This is a genomic window from Alteromonas sp. ABH4_457, from assembly GCF_056160625.1.
In genome coordinates, this window is sequence record NZ_JBSWXN010000002.1 from 613,605 (window position 1) to 630,997 (window position 17,393).

The window sequence follows — 17,393 nt, forward strand, 5'->3', positions numbered from 1 at the left end:
TAATTTCTATGGTGGATTTTGCGCCCACGTTTTTATCCTTTGCCGGTGCACCGCTCCATGATTTTTTGCAGGGCACCGGTATCTTTTCCGGCGAACAGAGAGAGTATATCTACGCAGCCAGAGACCGCATGGATATGGTGCCGGATAAAGTGCGCGCCGTAAGAGATCTCCGCTTTAAATACATCAGAAATGACATGCCTGAACTGCCGTACTTCAGACCACTGGTTTTCCGCGACATGTTTCCTGTGATGATTGCCTGGTGGGAAGGGCTGGATAAACAAAGCCTTAATCCCGCACAGCAGTTTTACTTTGAAGCTCCCAGGCCCGGTGATGAACTTTACGATACAGACAATGATCCCTGGGAAACCCGCAACCTGGCAGACGATCCGTCACAAAAAGCACGCCTGAGCCGGATGAAGAAAGCGCTGAAAAACTGGGAGGTACAGGTTCATGATAAAAGCACTGAGCCGGAAACCAGTATGGTCAGGGCCATGTGGCCGGGGTTTGAACAGCCGGTGACCGCCAGCCCGCAATTTAAATTGACTGAATGTCACCGGCAGGTGTGCGTTGCGATTACCTCGTCCAGTGACAATGCATCCGTTGCCTGGCGAATGGCAGCCGGGGAGCCCTGGCAACTGTATACCCAACCCGTTCCTGTTCAACCCAACAGTTATATCGAAGCAAAAGCCGTCCGCTATGGCTATCAGGAAAGTAATGTGGAGCAATATCATCATGACTAAGTTTTCTGTAGCAACACTGTTATCTGCCACCATCGGCGCAGCATGTTTGCTACCTGCATTTCCAGCCAGCGCAAAAAGCACCGGGCAACCCAATGTCATTATCATTTTCGCTGACGATATGGGTTATGGCGACATGAGCAATAACGGTCATCCTACACTCACCACGCCTAATCTGGATAAAATGGCGATGGAGGGACAGAAATGGACAAATTTCTACGTGGCTGCTCCGGTGTGTTCCCCCAGCCGCGCCGGTCTGATGCTGGGACAATATCCCGTTCGTGCGGGATTGGCATCATCCACGCCGATGCGTCAGGTTTTCCGCGAAGACTCCTTAGGGGGCATGCCGGACAGCGCAACCACCATACCTGAAGCACTCAAAACACAGGGCTACGACACGGCGATGATTGGTAAATGGCATATTGGCCATCTGCCACAATACCTGCCGGTCAATCACGGGTTCGACAGCTGGTTTGGTATTCCTTACTCCAACGATATGGATCAGGATTTTGAGAAAATTCAGCAGTTAAATGGTCCGGACTGGAGCGTTAAAAACTGGAATAAAGGCAAACAGTGGACAAACCCCGAATCAGAATACTTCCGTGTACCACTGATGCAGGGAGAGGAAGTCATTGAACGTGCGCCAGACCAGCATCAAATCACCAAAACCTATACCGCAAAGGCACAGGATTACATTAAATCTCATAAAGACAATCCGTTCTTTTTGTACATCGCCCATGCGATGCCTCATGTGCCACTGTTCGCATCGGAGGAATTCGAAGGACGCAGCACACAAGGCCTTTACGGCGATGTGGTAGAAGAACTGGACTGGTCGGTAGGTCAAATTCTGCAAACATTGAAAGATGAAGGCATCGATGACAACACGCTGGTGATTTTCAGTTCGGATAACGGCCCCTGGCTGTGGTTCGAAACCATGGGCGGCAGTGCCGGACTGCTTCGCGGTGGTAAAGCCGACGTTTTTGAGGGGGGAATGCGTGTTCCCGGCATCTTCTGGTGGCCAGGACATATCAAACCGGGGATACGTCACGATATTGGTTCCACCATTGATTTACTGCCCACACTGGTCGATTTAGCCGGTGGTGAAATTCCCAAAGACAGCGACGGTTATTCAGTTAAAAGCACACTTCTGGACGGTGAAGATGCAGTCCGTGATGTGTATTTTTACTACCGCGGAGCAAAAGTGTTCGCTGTCCGTAAAGGCCGCTACAAAGCCCACTTTATTTACAAAGAAGGCTATGGCGGTAACCCCGGAGAAACACTGGCAGAGCCGTTATTGTTTGACCTGAACGCCGATCCTTCCGAGAAATACAACATTGCTTCAGAGAAAAAAGCCATTGTTGCAGAGCTAGCTGCACTGCGGAAACAGCACGCGGCAAGCATTAAACCGGTTGAAAACCAGCTTGATAAGTGTCAAAAAGGGTCGCGACTTTGTCAGTAACGAAAAGCAGATAATAGTGAACAACCTGATAAGGGGCTGCCTGGCAGCCCTGTTTTTATGCATTACCTTTACCGCCACAGCCAGTAGCGATAAGCACTACACCGGTGCGGAAGCCTGCCTGTCCTGCCATCAGAAGGAAGGGGACGCCTGGCGTCAGTCTGATCACTATCACAGCATGCTGCCTGCCAGTGACGAAAGCGTGCTGGGAAACTTTAACGACATGACTTTCAGTGCGGGAGCCCGCACTTCCCGTTTCTTCAAAGAAGGTGATGCTTACTTTGTCGAAACGCTGAACGGGCAGGGAGAAAAACAAACGTTCGACGTGGTTTATACGTTCGGCTTCAGACCACTGCAGCAGTATTTATTGCGGACAACCGGAGGACGGCTGCAAGCTTTTGATGTGGCATGGGACAGCCGGCCGGCAGAGCAGGGCGGGCAACGTTGGTATCAGTTGCAGAACAATGAAGTCACCGATCCGGAACATCCTTTTTTCTGGACAGGATACTATCAAAACTGGAACAGCCGGTGTGCTTCCTGCCACTCGACCAATTTACAAAAGCACTATGACCCCGTTAATAATACGTTCGATACTACCTACTCAGACGTTAATGTGGCCTGTGAAAGCTGCCATGGCCCGGGCAGTGAACATATCAAACTGGCCGGTGAAGGCACGTTAAGCGCAACCAACACTGGCCTTAAAGCACTGGGCAAAGCCATCGCTTTTCATTTTAAGCCAGGAGACGCCATTGCACGGCCTCAGTCTTCTCCCGCCCCAATCAGTGAACTTGCCCTGAATACCTGCGGAGGGTGCCACAGCCGCAGAGCAGAATTAGGTGAACCGGATCTGACACAGCCATACCACCAGCAATTCCAGTTAGATGCCATCGACGAATCGCTATATTTCAGTGACGGTCAAATCCGTGATGAAGTTTTTGTACTCGGTTCATTTATGCAGAGCAAAATGGCGCAGGCTGGTGTTACCTGTATCCATTGTCATGATCCCCACTCAGGCAAAACCCGCCTGCCCGATGCACAGGTGTGTGCAACGTGTCACCGTCCTGACGTATTCATGGCCGACACCCATACCTTCGGGCATAAAGACGCCAACTGCCTGGACTGTCATATGCCCGCGCGCACCTACATGGGCGTGGATGACAGACGGGATCATAAATTCCACCGGCCTTCTGCCCTGAATGAAGACAGTGTACGACCCTGCGCCACCTGTCACGAAGACAAATCCACGGCCTGGCTGCGCGATGCGGTTGAAAAATGGCCAGCCCGTGACGGCGCATCGCCGGATACCTCAGGTGAATGGGCAAAGTTAAATGCGGCATTAACCACGTGGGATCCCGCAGCCATTGCTGAATCCGTATCACTGCTTACTGATCTAAAAATTACGCTGCCTGATTTACTCACCAGTGCCCTGACCAGAAAAGTGGCCGCTCAGGCGCCGCAGCAAGCCGTAAAACTGATAAAAGCCCATGCGGCTTCTCCATCTGCGGCTTTACGCCGGGGCGCTGCCATGGCAGCACCGTCATTATCAGCTCAGCAACAGGCAGCTGTACTGGCCTCACTTGCAGATGATCCGGCATTGTCTGTACGCAGTGAGGTGGCAGCGGCACTGCTGAATGCGCCGGCAGACAGTATTCTGCCGGAGGCGCAAATCAGCCCCCTTTTAGCAGAATATGAAGCAACATTACTGGCCACGCGGGATCACCCGGGCGCCAACACGGGTCTGGCCCAGCTGGCTTTGCGTAAAGGAAACATAATCGACGCAAAAATGTATTACGAGGCGGCGCTTCGCATTGACCCTGCCAACTTACCGGCTCTGCTGAGCTTTGCCGATTTTTTACGCAACATGGGTAATGAGGACGGCGCGAAAAAATATCTGACAAATGCACTGACCATCGCACCGGATTCCGGAGCCGTGCAGTTTGCCTACGGACTGATGCTGGTGCGGGACAAGCGATATGAAGAAGCGACGACGCATCTGGAAAAGGCCGCCCGGGCTGAAGATGCCAGCCCGCGTTTCGCCTTTGTTTACGGCGTATCCTTGTGGCAGCTCAAACAACCCGAAAAAGCACTCACGGTGCTGGATGACGCGGCGACAAGATGGCCGGGCGATTATGATTTGCTGACAACACGCGCTAAATACGCCTATTTAAGCAAAAACGCCGTGATGCTCCAGAAAGCAGTCACGGCACTGGGTAAGGTGTATCCGCAGGACAGCGTATATCTGCAGTTAAAACCGCTTATTCAGCCTTAGCGGCAGACGGCGCCTCGATGTGATGTGCCGTTACTCCCGCCGGATATAATAAACTGCGACGAAAGGTCGAAGTTACCGTTACATCGTCAAATCCGGCATCTTTCAGTACGGCTTTAATGGACTTGTTCGAATAGCAACGCAGGCTCGATACAATGCCGTCCCACAATAACATCACCGGTACTACCGGGATCAGATAGGTGAAAATGGCAGTCACCAGCAATAGCCGGCGCTCGGTGATAAACGGTAACATGATCATCGCCACCAGCGGGCCTAACAGCATAGACACGTAACTCATAAAGGAGTTATCACAATACTCCAGCACCAGCACATCGTCACCGTGTGACAGATTGAGCTTGAAGATCTGCGCCACCTGTTCGTTGTCAAAGTGGTGGAAAGAGTTAATAAAGATTTTCGGGCAGCGGAAATCCGGATTGTCTTTCAGCACGTCAATGGGTTGTTCCAGATAATGAATACGGTCATCACCCAGATTGTTGATGCGCTCACGGAATTCCGGGTTTTTATCAATCATGAAATCCGACAGGTAAAAACGCAGATCTTTCTTACCCAGCTCCTTCATCAACAGTTCGTTGACATAGCCACTGCCGGCACAAGGATCCATCACTGTGCCGCCGGCTTTGTTGATAAAGCGGTTCAGCTCAGGCAACCATAATCTGTGATAGCCGAATACTTTATACAATGCGCCCATAAAGCGACGCAGAAAGGCGTGATAAAACTCCGGAACCCAAAATAAATCACCGAATTCAAACAATTTTTTCTGCATGGTATCCCCGCGTTCTGTCCTTTTATCGTTGTAGGGTGAACAGTAAATAAACCTGTCATCGCCACAGGGTAAGTCTGTTTAGTATGGCTTATGTTGCGATAAACGGTTGAGCTATTTTTTCGCTGAACCTTTTACGCGCTTTTTCCGTTTATGATCTTATGCATTATTCTTTTAAAACACTCACCGGCGCATACATCGCCGTACTACTGGCTTTTGCCTGCCTGGACGCAGTCTGGCTGGGCGTTATTGCTATGCCGTTGTATCGTGAAGCGTTTGAAAGTCTATTGCGACCGCAATTTATTACCTGGCCATGGATCGCATTCTATCTGCTTTACTGTGCTTCGGTCGTCTGTTTAACGATACGTCCTTATGCCGGAAAGAACCTGATTCATACTTCATTAGCGGGCCTGGCCCTGGGGGCTACCGCCTACGGCACCTACAATCTGACCTGCTATTCCATTATCCGGGACTGGCCATTGAATATGACTTTGATTGACTGGATATGGGGAACCGTGGCCACAGGAATCATTGCCACCTGCGGCGGTTTTGCAGCACAAAAAATCAGCGATAAACTGGCGCACTGAGGGTGACTCAGGCCCAAAGACCCCCTATCATGGTAACCCCGTCTTATGTTCATCTGGATCGCAGTAAATTTATGGTAGACTGCGCCCGTTTTCTCAACACAGGATTCCATTTTCATGTCGTGGATGCGCAAAACGCTTTTGTCAGTGTTTCATTATCCCGTAAAGTTGCTGGTGAAAGACCACAACATTCCCGCGAATGTCGAAAAAGAACTGGGTATCGACCGCACTAAGCCGATCATTTATCTGCTGCCCACCAACTCTGTGACCGACCAGCTTGCGCTGCGTATGTGCACACAGCGGTTAGGTTTGCCCAGCCCTGTGAAAGATGTCGAACTGGCCGGCAAAACCTATCCCGCCAGTGTCTTTCTGCGTAAAACGGAACCCTTGTTCGGGCAGCCGTCCCAGACGGATGTAGAATCAATATTCTCAGATCTTTTCCACTTGCATCGTGACCATGAAGATGTAGATGTGCAGGTTGTACCGGTATTCGTTACCTGGGGACGTGCGCCGGGTAAAGGTAAACCCGGTCTGAGTGATTTAATTGCCCATCATGCCTCACCAAGCTGGCTGCGAAAATTCTTTATCGTGATGTTTCTGGGCCGCGATAACTTCATTAATTTTAGCAAAGCCGTATCAGCGAGAGAAATGTCGACCCAGCGGGGTACGGATGACTCGATTGCTCACAAACTTGTGCGCGTAGCAAGTACTCACTTCCATCGTAAGCGCCAGAGTATGACGGGCCCGACATTGCTCGAACGTCAGGAACTGCACAATGCTATCCTGGGATCGGAAGCGGTTAAACGGGCCATGGCTGAAGAATCTGCGTCGAAAAAGGCAAAGAAACAGGATCCTAAAGAAGCTGTCAGAGAGTATATCGATGAGATTGCCGCAGATTACCGTGAAGGCCTGATCCGGTTCGGCGATCGCATACTTACCCGAATCTGGAACAAGATTTACAACGGTATCAGTGTGGGCCACAGTGAGCGGATCCGTGAACTGGCTGCCAACGGTCATGAGATCATCTACGTGCCCTGTCATCGCAGTCATATGGATTACATGTTACTGACCTATGTGATTTACCACGAAGGTATGGTGACACCTCATATTGCTGCGGGTATCAATCTTAACTTCTGGCCGGCGGGTCCCATTTTCCGTCGTAGCGGCGCCTTCTTCCTGCGCCGCAGTTTTGCCGGTAATAAGCTTTACACTGCGGTTTTCCGTGAATATCTGGAATTACTGTTTAATAAAGGCTATTCCGTTAAATATTATCCGGAAGGTGGCCGCAGCCGCACAGGTCGTCTGATCCCGCCTAAAACCGGTATGCTTGCCATGACTATGCAGGCAGTACTTAAAGGTGTTCAACGTCCTGTGAGTATTGTGCCCGTGTACATCGGGTACGAAAACGTGATGGAAGTAAAAAGCTATCTCAGTGAACTGAAAGGCAGCGGCAAAAAGAAAGAGTCTAATTTGCAGGTGTTTTCTGCCATCAGAAAACTGAAAAATTATGGCCACGGTTACGTAAACTTCGGTGAGCCGATTCAGTTGAATCAGTTCCTTGAACAAAGCGTTCCTGACTGGCGTGAAACCTTACCTGCAGACCCGGAGAAAAAACCAAACTGGCTGACGCCACTGGTTAACGATCTGGCCCACGAGGTAATGCTGCGTATTAACCGAAATGCTGCCATTAACGGTATGGCGCTGATTTCTTTATGTTTGTTGTCGTCTAAAACACAGACCATGACGGAAAAAGAGCTGGTCAGGGTGATGGACAACTACCTGGCTTTGCTGCGCAGTGCGCCGTACAGTGATGACGCCACCATTCCCGCCAGCAACGGCAGAACCATGCTGGAAGAAACCCTGGCGTTGAAACGTTTTGATATCAGTCAGGATGGCTACGGCACGATGATCGCGCCACTAAAAGATGCCGCTGTATTCCTTACATATTACAGAAATAATATTCTTCATTTGTTTGCCTTGCCCGGCGTTATCCTTTCAGCTGTCTTCGGCCGGCCCGGCATTCACCGTCATGAGATATTACGCCTGATGGCAGCACTGTATCCTTTGCTGCAACGTGAGCTTTTTATCTACATGACTCAGGATGAGGCGCTGGCTTACACCGACAAGCTCATCACCACTTTGCTGGAACAAGGCATGCTGACAGAGATGGAGCAGGGACTGTTGCATCCGCCGGCATCATCAGACCGGGCGTTCCATTCAGCCTGGCTGCTGAGCCGGTGTATGCAGGAAACTTTCCAGCGCTACGCGGTGGTACTTACCATTATCGAGCGTGATCGGGTGATAAGCCGCAATAGTCTGGAACGGACCAGCCGTCAGGTGGCGGAACGTCTGTCAACCTTATACGGCATGAACTCTCCGGAGTTTTACGACAAGAATGTGCTTTCTTCTTTCATTTCTGCCCTGCGGGAGAACCACTGGCTGGATTCTGCGCCGGATGGCAGTCTGAAGTATTCTGAAGAAAGCGATGCGCTGCGCCAGGATGTGTTGTCTCTGGTGTGGCCTGAAATTACCCAGCACTTGCAGAATGTGGAAGCAACGTGCGGGTAACGGATCCACGTGTAAAAGTGAAAAGGAAAGTTATGATACAGGGCACTTGTCGATATTTATTTGCCTTCGCAGTGACACTGATGCTGGCGTCATGTTCATCTGTACCGGATATCAGTGAATACCGGAAACCGGCAGGGTTCAAGCTGGAGAGTCCCCGTCTTGGTGCCGGTGCAGCTACCGATCAGAAAACCATATTTGTGTTTGGTGGCAGTAACCAGAAGGGTCTGCTGAATGATGTGGAAATTCTCGACCCGGCGACCAAAAACGTGCAGGTACTGAAAAACCATATTATTCCCCGCCGCTATTTTTCGTCGGTTTACGATGACAATAACCACGTGTATCTGATTGGCGGGATCTCTGCGTCAAAACAACGGGCAAACTATGAAAGCACCGTCGAGGTGTTTAATACCGTAACCCGTAAAGTGACTAAAGCGGCGACATTACCTTACCCTACGCGTACTAACACCGCAGTATATCTGGATGGCAAAATCTATGTGCTGGGCGGCTCTCACCACGACTGGCAGACCCGCAAGCTTAAACCTACAGCACTGATGGCAGTTTATGATATCAGCAAGGACGAGTGGTCTCTGGGCGCGCCGATGCCCACAGCCAAGTCCACCTCTGCTGTCACATGGCAAAATAAAATTTATGTCGTTGGCGGTTACACTGGTGAAGAGCAACTGGATGTGTTTGAACAGTACGATCCGGCGACTAAAAAGTGGAAATCTCTGCCTCCGCTGCCGGTGCCTGTCAGTGCACATACCACCACCGTGTGGCGTGATTACCTGATAGTGTTTGGTGACTACAACAATCTTGATGCTGTGTGGACTTACGACTTTAAGGCTGGCACCTGGCATCAAAGCGACTTATCCATGACCGGTGTCAGACACGCAAAAGCGGTTACCTACAACGACGCTGTTTATCTGATTGGCGGCAATCAGGACTCACCGGGCCCTGTGCTCGACACTATTCAGATATTTGATGCGAAGCAATTGCGTCAGGCCGTTGGTAAGTAGCCTGTTCCAGTTCATTCAGACATAAAAAAGGGGCTGTTCAGCCCCTTTTTTATGACAGGAAGAATTTATACGCGGGGTCGTCTGTGACCTCTTTAAACTCGTAGCTTAACTGCTGCAAGTGAGCATTAAATTCATCACGGCTTTCCGGTGGTATTTCAAAACCGGCAAGTACCAGGCCTTCAGCGGCACCATGATTACGGTAATGGAACAGTGTTATATTCCAGCGTTCACCCAGCGTTCCAAGGAATTTAAGTAACGCCCCCGGGTGCTCAGGAAACTCGAAAGTAAACACCGCTTCATTCAGCAACGCCGGCGGTCTGCCGCCAACCATATGGCGTACATGCAGCTTCGCAAGTTCGTTGTCGCTCATATTGAAGCAGTCGTAGCCCTGTTCAGTCAGCGAGTCATTAAGCGCAGAAAACTCCTGCTTACCGCCTTTAAGATTTACACCCACAAAGATGTGCGCGTCTTTCCCGTTAGCAAAACGGTAATTGAATTCAGTGATAGCTTTACCGCCAAGGACTTCACAGAATTGCTTGAAAGCCCCCTTACGCTCGGGGATCTTCACTGCAAAAACAGCTTCTTTCTGCTCACCTAATTCACAACGCTCAGACACATAACGCAGCGTGTGAAAATTAATGTTGGCACCGCACAGAATACCACCCAGCTTCTTGCCCTTGATATTATGCTCTGCCACATATTTCTTAATAGCCGCCACAGACATCGCACCGGCAGGCTCTGCGATAACACGGGTGTCATCGAAAATATCTTTGATTGCCGAACATATTTCGTCATTGGTAACAGTGATCACGCCGTCCAGCAATCTTTCACACAGACGGAACGTTTCTGTCCCCATAGTTTTTACCGCAACACCGTCGGCGAAAATACCCACCGAGGGCAGAGTCACGATTTCACCGGCTTCCATGGCCGCCTTAAAGCAGGCTGATTCTTCCGACTCGACACCGATGATTTTGATGTCCGGCTTCAGTTGTTTGAGGTATACCGCGATACCCGCAGCCAGACCACCACCGCCGATAGCCACAAACAGAATATCCAGGTTAGGATTTTGCTCCAGCAGCTCCCGGGCTACAGTTCCCTGGCCGGCAATAACATCAGGGTCATCAAACGGAGGAATAAAGGTGTAGCCGTGAGTTTTCGCCAGCATCTGCGCGTGCTTGCTGGCCATATCGAAATTTGTACCGTGGAGCACAATGTTGGCGAAGTGGCCGCCGAAGCGACGTACCGCATCCACCTTGATGTCCGGCGTAGTTTCCGGCATTACGATGGTGGCATGTACGCCTTTCTTCTTCGCACCGTATGCAAGACCCTGAGCGTGATTGCCTGCAGATGCTGCAATAACACCAGCATCCAGTTGCGCTTTGCTCAGCGCACTTAATCTGGTGTAAGCACCGCGCAGCTTGAATGATTTAACTGGCTGCTGATCTTCACGTTTCAGATAAATATCATTACCTGTTAACTGCGAGAGTCTGGATAACACAGACAACTCGCTGTTAACCGCAACTTCATAAACCGGCGCTAACAAGACCTTTTTGAGGTATTCGTGATCGCTGACGGTCATATGTCTTCCAATTTAGAGGCATCCCGCACAGCACCTTTGTCTGCACTGGTAGCCAGCATGGCAAAGTTCTTCAGTGACAGAGACACTTTACGTTCGCGGTTCTTCGGTTTCCAGGGCTTGTCGCTGGCTTCCATCGCCGCACGGCGGTGAGCCAGTTCCTCGTCAGAAATCGCAATGTTGATAGTCCGGTTAGGGATATCAATTTCAATCTTATCGCCGTCTTCCACCAGACCAATGCCGCCACCGCTGGCCGCTTCCGGTGAACAGTGACCAATAGACAAACCGCTGGTACCGCCAGAGAAACGTCCGTCAGTGATCAGTGCACAGGCTTTACCCAGACCTTTCGATTTCAGGTAGGAGGTCGGGTACAGCATTTCCTGCATGCCCGGGCCACCTTTCGGACCTTCATAACGAATGATAACCACATCACCGGCTTTCACTTCGTCACCCAGGATGCCTGCTACCGCATCATCCTGGCTTTCGTAAATTTTCGCAGAACCGGTAAATTTGAGGATAGATTCATCCACACCCGCAGTTTTCACGATACAGCCATCAACCGCCAGGTTACCGTACAGTACCGCCAGACCACCGTCCTTGCTGTAAGCATGTTCAAGATCGCGGATACAGCCTTCGCTACGGTCGGCATCGGCTTCATCCCAGCGACAATCCTGACTGAATGCCTGCGTAGTGCGGATACCTGCAGGGCCTGCACGGAAGAAAGTATCAGCATCTTTGTTTTCAGGATTAGTGATATCCCAGTCGCTGATCACTTCCGGAAGCGTCTTACCGAGAACATGATGCACGTCCTGATTCAGCAGTCCGGCTTTATTCAGTTCACCAAGAATACCCAGTACGCCACCGGCACGGTGCACGTCTTCCATATGATATTTAGGTGTAGACGGTGCCACTTTACACAGGTGTGGTACCTTGCGTGACAGACGGTCGATATCTGCCATGGTGAAAGGCACTTCACCTTCCATAGCCGCTGCCAGTAAGTGCAGGATGGTGTTTGTAGAACCGCCCATGGCGATATCCAGACTCATGGCATTTTCAAATGCCTTGAAAGATGCAATGTTGCGTGGCAACGCAGTTTCATCATCATTCTTGTAGTAACGCTCACACAACTCGACTATCAGCTTACCCGCCTGCTTAAACAGCTTCTCGCGGTCAGCGTGAGTAGCCAGCATAGAACCGTTCCCTGGCAGGGACAGACCCAGGGCTTCCGTTAAACAGTTCATCGAGTTTGCGGTGAACATGCCCGAGCACGAACCACAGGTCGGGCAGGCAGAACGCTCAATCTGGTCTGTGTCCTCGTCGCTGACGCGGTCATCCGCAGCAGCAACCATAGCATCAACCAGATCCAGCTTAATCAATTGATCTGACAACTTGGTTTTACCGGCTTCCATGGGGCCGCCGGAAACAAACACCACAGGAACATTCAGACGCATAGACGCCATCAGCATTCCCGGGGTGATTTTGTCGCAGTTAGAAATACACACAATGGCATCAGCACAATGGGCATTCACCATGTATTCAACGGCATCTGCAATGATTTCCCGTGAAGGCAGGCTGTACAGCATACCGCTGTGGCCCATAGCGATGCCGTCGTCTACCGCGATGGTGTTGAACTCTTTAGCAACACCACCGGCTTCTTCGACACTGCGGGCAACAAGTTGTCCGAGATCTTTTAAATGCACATGCCCTGGCACAAACTGCGTGAAGGAGTTGGCAATAGCAATAATCGGCTTACCGAAATCAGTGTCTTTCATACCGGTAGCGCGCCACAGCGCACGTGCGCCGGCCATATTTCTTCCCTGGGTGGAGGTTGCAGATCGTAACTTGGGCATAATGCTTTCCCGTTTCTTAATTCAATTCAAAAAATTACTTATAAACCGGCGTTAACCAGTTCCATTTATCTTCAGTCTTGCCGTTGAACAAGCCAAAGAACATATCCTGTACTTTCTCAGTGATCGGGCCGCGGGCACCGTTACCTACTGAAATACCGTCTACGCTGCGAACCGGCGTTACTTCAGCTGCTGTACCGCACATCAGAATTTCGTCAGCCAGGTACATCGCTTCACGCGGGATATTCTCTTCACGGACTTCATAGCCCATTTCTTTCAGCAGCGTGATAACCGTGTCACGGGTGATACCGGGCAGAATGGCTGCCGTCTTCGGAGTGGTAGATACAATACCGTTGCGGATAACAAAGATGTTCTCACCGGCACCTTCTGAGATATAACCGTTACGGTCCAGTGCGATACCTTCACCGTAACCATGACGACGGGCTTCCATAGAGATAAGTTGTGAAGACAGATAGTTACCGCCGGCTTTTGCACCGGTAGGGATGGTGTTGGCCGCCAGACGGTTCCATGAAGAAATACCGGCATCCACACCATTCTTCAGTGCTTCCTCACCTAAATATGCTCCCCATTCAAAGGCAGCAATGGCCAGCTCAGTTTCAGTACCGAAAGGTACAGCCAGACCCATACCGATATCACCGTAATAAGCGATTGGACGGATATAAGCTGATTTCAGTTCATTCTTACGAATGATATCCATGGTTGCTTCATTGATTTGGTCCAGCGTATAAGGAATCGTCATGCGGTAAATTTTCGCAGAGTCCAGCAGACGCTTGTTGTGCTCGTCCAGACGGAAGACGCAGGTTCCTTTATCTGGCGTGTTGTACGCACGGATCCCTTCAAAGACAGATGAACCGTAATGAATAGCATGTGTCATTACATGCACAGTTGCATCTTTCCAATGCTTGATTTCACCGTTAAACCAAATAAATTCTGCTGGTTGCTTAGCCATGTTAATTCCTTCCTGTAGCAGGCTGTTCGCCTGAAACCGTTAGTTCGGTACAAAATAAGTGACAAGACAAATGTCTTAAGACGAATGATACATGACCGCAGTGAAGTGCCCAATAACCTCTCCGGACTCTGCTTGCGTCTGGACAGGAATATTTACACCTTTTGTAAGGTTGCAGACACACCTGTTCACGCCTGATTTCGCCTGTAGGTCGACACAGAAAAGGATAGTCCCTGAATACAGACTTGTTATGACTGGATTGTTGATAGTTCGGAATTTTATAAAGGGCCGGAACAGGCCCCCGGATCGTGGCTGGCTGACCACGAATCTGTATGGTGTGAAGAAATAGCATGAAACCCATGCCATAATCAAGTATTTTGCGCCCTGAACGCCGATTTTCCGTTTAACCGGCGTGCGTGTTAAACAATAAAAAAAGCTGAGTAAAGAAATGACAGACTGGTTTCACTGGTTAAACCTGGCGGGTGTGGCTGTTTGTGCCATTTCCGGCACCTTAATGGCTTACCAGAAAAAAATGGACGGCTTCGGGGTCGTTGTACTGGCATCGGTGACCGCGATTGGTGGCGGTACGCTGCGGGATATTATGCTCGATTTGCCGGTATTCTGGATTCAGAATACAGATTATATCTATACCACTTTAATTGCTGCGCTGGCGACCATTGCGTGGCTCAGAGTCAGCCCGCGATTTCCCTATCACTACCTATTGATCGCCGATGCTTTCGGTCTGGCGTTATTTAATGTCGTCGGCATGGAAAAGGCACTTATTCATGAAGCGCCCATGTCTGTGGCCATTGCCATGGGGACGATTACCGGCGTTTTTGGCGGCCTGCTGCGTGATGTTATATGTCGCGAAGTCCCGCTGGTACTGAACGGAGAGCTTTACGCCATTACCTGCATTACCGGCGGATTGAGTTACGCATTGCTGCTTTATTCCGGCTTTGATCAACATTACTGCCCCTGGGCTGCTTTGCTTGTCACCGTCGTCATGCGCCTGTGTGCTATGCGGTGGCACTGGCAACTGCCGGTATTTAAGCCCGACTGAGAACTGTTCACCGGTTCAGTTATTCCCAATCCGCCACCTCTGTAAACTGCACAGCAGAAGAACACAGGAGTGCGGACATGGGAATGGCAGTGGTTAAGACCCGCGCCGGTACGGGAATTGATGCCCCGCTGGTAAGGGTGGAAGTGCATCTGGCAAACGGATTGCCGGCATTTCAACTGGTGGGTATGGCAGAAACCTCAGTGAAGGAGGCCAGAGACAGGGTTCGCAGTGCACTTGTTAACAGCGGCTTTGAGTTTCCGGCCAGACGGATCACGGTAAACCTGTCTCCGGCAAGTATTCCCAAGCAGGGCGGCCGTTACGACCTCGCCATCGCGATAGGTATTTTAATGGCACATGGTCAGCTTAATGACAGCGCCTGTGACGGAATGGAATTTACCGGCGAGTTGTCGCTTACCGGCGAGCTGATGGCTGTCAGCGGCATTATCCCGGCTGTCATTGCCTGTAGATCTGCAGACCGCACACTGTTTCATCCCGCTGCAAACAAAAATGAAGCCGCACTGGTTGACCGTGCAAGGCGCTTTGCTGCCGATTCTTTAATTTCCGTTTTTCTGCACCTGGCAGGGCTTGAGCCCCTTGCCGCTGATGAAAACCATCCGGTAAAGCCTGTTCATGGCTCCGCACAGCCCGTGTGGGAAGGTATTCATGGCCAGCATCAGGCGAAACGGGCACTTATGATCGCAGCGGCCGGCGCGCATAATTTACTTTTCACAGGACCACCGGGCACCGGCAAAAGTTTACTTGCCAGCCGGCTGCTCCGCTTACTGCCGCCACTGTCAGCGGATGAGGCTCTGGATGTGGCGGCGTTGTATTCAGTCAAACATACCGTTACCCGCGACATCATTGCCGGTTGTCGTCCTTTCCGCTCTCCCCATCATACCAGCTCAGCCGTTGCACTTACCGGTGGTGGTGCATCACCGGCTCCCGGGGAAGTTTCACTGGCACACCACGGTGTACTATTTTTAGATGAACTGCCAGAGTTCGGCAGGCGGGCGCTGGATGTACTCCGCGAACCGCTTGAAACCGGTGAAGTGCATATTTCAAGAGCATCCGGGCAGGCCACCTTCCCGGCACGTTTCCAGTTGATAGCCGCAATGAATCCCAGTCCTACCGGCGATGCAGATGACGGCCGAACGCCACCGGACCAGATATTGCGATACCTGAGCCGCATATCCGGTCCGCTGCTTGACCGTATCGACATACAGGTGGAAGTGCCCCGCTTACCGGACTATCAGTTAACTTTGACCCCGGAAAACCACGAACCGGAAGACATCCGCCAGCCACAGCAAAAAGTAAGTCAGGCGCAGACTATACAGTACGCCCGCCAGGGGAGCCTGAACGCCATGTTGCCGGTAAATACACTGGCAGAAATGTGCGCGCTGTCTGCACAGGACACGCAGTTTATTCAGATGGCGGCTGAGAAATTGTCACTCTCTATGCGGGCATTTCATCGTGCACTGAAGGTGGCCAGAACCATTGCCGATCTTGAAGGGCAGGATACGGTTCAGCGCAATCACCTGTCAGAGGCACTGGGCTACCGTGCGCTGGATAATCTGCTCCGTCAGCTTAGCGGGATCTGAAATAAAGCATCAACCAATGGCTCGTTCCGGCGGGAAGACAAACAGCTGATCCCCAGCTCATAAGCTTCAATATCGCCAACCTGTATTTTGCTGACACTGCCTGCCATAGAGGAATGATCCAGCACAACCTGAGGTACAAACCCCACACCGCATTCCAGTGCGACCATGCTCACAATGGCTTCATTGCCTCCCACAGAAGCATACACGTTAGGTCTTATCCCGTGTTCTGCAAACCAGTGATAAGCAATCCGTCGCGTGGGGCCGTGTTCCGGCATGATCACCTGATGCCGCCGCCAGTCTATCTGAGCCAGTTCAGTAAGCCGCCAGTCACGGGGAGCAATCAGTACCAGCGGCACTTTGTCCAGTGGTGTGAATGTCATATCGGTAGGAAAATCAGGTGCATGGATGGCGATCGCCACGTCGCATTCCTTATGCTTCACCTTTTCGTTAGCCAGCGCCGGATCACCGGTCACCAGCCTGATATCCACACCGGGATAGCGGGAGCGGAACTGCCTGAGCAGGGCCGGCAGATGGCTCTGGCTGGCAGTTACCGAGCAAAATACACTGAGCTCTCCTTGTAATGCTTCGCTGTCATCGTGCAGTTCACGTTGCAAAGATTGCCAGTCTTTCAGTACTTCCGTAGAGAACGCCAGCAGCTTATGGCCGGCATGGGTAAGGACCACAGAACGGTTATTCCGCTTCAGCAACACTGCACCGCACTCTTCTTCAAGCCTTTGAATACAACGACTTAGCGTGGACGGTGACACATACATTGCCTCAGCGGTGTCACCGAAATGTAAACTGGATGCGAGATGATTGAAAAGTTGAAGTGAACGGAAATCCATAAATATTGCAAAAAATGAAATACTGTTTTGCGAATATATCATTTTTCAAAACAAAAGTGATCAAGTAATCTTCGCAGCAAGTCGTCATCGAC

General features: G+C 50.9%; 13 protein-coding genes. 8 read left to right on the forward strand and 5 right to left on the reverse strand.

Going from position 1 to position 17,393, the window contains the following annotated elements; all coding sequences use genetic code 11:
* Window positions 1–8 precede the first annotated feature (8 nt).
* From ACXAGR_RS05880 to ACXAGR_RS05890, 3 genes are read left to right on the forward strand one after another with little or no spacing between them, the layout of a single operon-like run.
* On the forward strand, window positions 9–740 hold the full coding sequence (locus tag ACXAGR_RS05880; RefSeq protein WP_474848660.1) for a hypothetical protein: 732 nt from the start codon (window positions 9–11) through the stop codon (window positions 738–740).
* Window positions 733–2,196: a sulfatase family protein gene (locus tag ACXAGR_RS05885; RefSeq protein ID WP_474848662.1), complete on the forward strand. Its 1,464-nt coding sequence runs from the start codon at window positions 733–735 to the stop codon at window positions 2,194–2,196. The genes ACXAGR_RS05880 and ACXAGR_RS05885 overlap by 8 nt, the downstream gene beginning before the upstream one ends.
* 16 nt (window positions 2,197–2,212) lie before the next feature.
* Complete coding sequence (locus ACXAGR_RS05890) at window positions 2,213–4,462, forward strand: ammonia-forming cytochrome c nitrite reductase subunit c552 (protein ID WP_474848664.1); 2,250 nt, start codon at window positions 2,213–2,215, stop codon at window positions 4,460–4,462.
* On the opposite strand, the gene ACXAGR_RS05895 is transcribed toward ACXAGR_RS05890, so the two are convergent.
* On the reverse strand, window positions 4,449–5,243 hold the full coding sequence (locus ACXAGR_RS05895; protein ID WP_474848666.1) for a hypothetical protein: 795 nt from the start codon (window positions 5,241–5,243) through the stop codon (window positions 4,449–4,451). The two genes, ACXAGR_RS05890 and ACXAGR_RS05895, sit on opposite strands and share 14 nt — an antisense overlap.
* Window positions 5,244–5,401: 158 nt before the next feature.
* Between ACXAGR_RS05895 and ACXAGR_RS05900 the strand changes: the two genes are divergently transcribed.
* The 3 genes from ACXAGR_RS05900 to ACXAGR_RS05910 all read left to right on the forward strand — a co-directional run bounded on the left by ACXAGR_RS05900 (window position 5,402) and on the right by ACXAGR_RS05910 (window position 9,408).
* Window positions 5,402–5,827 carry a DUF2177 family protein gene (locus ACXAGR_RS05900; protein ID WP_303572478.1) on the forward strand — a complete coding sequence of 142 codons (426 nt, stop codon included), beginning with the start codon at window positions 5,402–5,404 and terminating at the stop codon, window positions 5,825–5,827.
* Window positions 5,828–5,941: 114 nt separating this feature from the next.
* A complete protein-coding gene (gene plsB / locus ACXAGR_RS05905; RefSeq protein WP_474842216.1) occupies window positions 5,942–8,392 on the forward strand; it encodes a glycerol-3-phosphate 1-O-acyltransferase PlsB in 2,451 nt (816 codons plus the stop codon).
* Between the two features lie 32 nt (window positions 8,393–8,424).
* Window positions 8,425–9,408: a Kelch repeat-containing protein gene (locus tag ACXAGR_RS05910; RefSeq protein ID WP_474842218.1), complete on the forward strand. Its 984-nt coding sequence runs from the start codon at window positions 8,425–8,427 to the stop codon at window positions 9,406–9,408.
* A 49-nt stretch (window positions 9,409–9,457) separates the two neighbouring features.
* Here the strand turns inward: ACXAGR_RS05910 and ilvA are convergent, their stop codons facing one another.
* The 3 genes from ilvA to ACXAGR_RS05925 are packed head-to-tail and all read right to left on the reverse strand — an operon-like array spanning window position 9,458 to window position 13,801.
* Window positions 9,458–10,987, reverse strand: coding sequence for a threonine ammonia-lyase, biosynthetic (ilvA, locus tag ACXAGR_RS05915; protein WP_474848668.1), 1,530 nt, complete (start codon window positions 10,985–10,987; stop codon window positions 9,458–9,460).
* Window positions 10,984–12,834 carry a dihydroxy-acid dehydratase gene (gene ilvD / locus ACXAGR_RS05920; protein ID WP_119503167.1) on the reverse strand — a complete coding sequence of 617 codons (1,851 nt, stop codon included), beginning with the start codon at window positions 12,832–12,834 and terminating at the stop codon, window positions 10,984–10,986. The genes ilvA and ilvD overlap by 4 nt, the downstream gene beginning before the upstream one ends.
* Window positions 12,835–12,868: 34 nt before the next feature.
* A complete protein-coding gene (locus ACXAGR_RS05925) occupies window positions 12,869–13,801 on the reverse strand; it encodes a branched-chain amino acid transaminase (protein WP_119503168.1) in 933 nt (310 codons plus the stop codon).
* A 445-nt stretch (window positions 13,802–14,246) separates the two neighbouring features.
* On the opposite strand from ACXAGR_RS05925, the gene ACXAGR_RS05930 reads away from it, so the two are divergent.
* Together ACXAGR_RS05930 and ACXAGR_RS05935 are read left to right on the forward strand one after the other, a co-directional pair.
* The gene (locus tag ACXAGR_RS05930; RefSeq protein ID WP_119503169.1) at window positions 14,247–14,858 is read left to right on the forward strand and encodes a trimeric intracellular cation channel family protein; all 612 of its coding nucleotides are present in this window, start codon (window positions 14,247–14,249) and stop codon (window positions 14,856–14,858) included.
* A gap of 77 nt (window positions 14,859–14,935) precedes the next feature.
* Complete coding sequence (locus tag ACXAGR_RS05935; protein WP_474848670.1) at window positions 14,936–16,456, forward strand: YifB family Mg chelatase-like AAA ATPase; 1,521 nt, start codon at window positions 14,936–14,938, stop codon at window positions 16,454–16,456.
* Here the strand turns inward: ACXAGR_RS05935 and ilvY are convergent.
* Complete coding sequence (gene ilvY / locus ACXAGR_RS05940; RefSeq protein ID WP_119503564.1) at window positions 16,438–17,301, reverse strand: HTH-type transcriptional activator IlvY; 864 nt, start codon at window positions 17,299–17,301, stop codon at window positions 16,438–16,440. The two genes, ACXAGR_RS05935 and ilvY, sit on opposite strands and share 19 nt — an antisense overlap.
* Window positions 17,302–17,393: the final 92 nt, after the last annotated feature.